1 pseudogene is annotated in these 519 nt (G+C 38.0%); it reads left to right on the top strand.

Going from position 1 to position 519, the window contains the following annotated elements:
* Positions 1-47: 47 nt before the first annotated feature.
* A pseudogene (locus tag JQM82_RS16075) lies at positions 48-324 on the top strand (sugar transporter); the annotation flags it as partial.
* Positions 325-519 lie beyond the last annotated feature (195 nt).

Raw genomic sequence — 519 nt, 5'->3', positions numbered from 1 at the left:
TAACTATACTGAGAATAAAGATCATGTCAATTCAGGAGGTAATAAATATGTCAATCACAGCTGAAACAGCGAAAGAACATGCGAATGATCCTGCAGTATTATGTTGTAGAGCAGAAGGTGGTATTACAATCGAGCCTGCAAACCTGGAAGATCCGGCTATTTTTGATGAACTTGTAGATTCCGGACTTCTTAACCTGGATGGTTGCTTAAAAATCGGACAGGTTCTGGGCGCAAAATTAACAAAAACAAGTGATTCTTTATGTCCACTGACTGTAGATAATGTAGAAGGTTTTAAAGATGTATCTGAAATTTCGGAAGAAGAATCGGAAGACGAAGCAGCGGAAGCTGATGAATCTGACGAAAATGTCTCTGGTGTAGAAGTAAATGTAGCAGGTGCTGTTACTACCATCAAGCATGGAAAAGTAGTGATTTCAATTAAAGAAGGAAAAGATATATATCTGGAACTTCCAATATAATCTCATTTGATATTATTTCCCAGAAAAACGGACTGCCAACGGC

It is taken from the genome of Faecalicatena contorta (assembly GCF_021531995.1).
GTDB classification, from domain to species: Bacteria; Bacillota; Clostridia; order Lachnospirales; family Lachnospiraceae; genus Dorea_A; species Dorea_A contorta_A.
The sequence above is the reverse complement of the archived record's forward strand: the minus strand, read 5'-3'. Positions and strand labels throughout refer to the sequence as shown.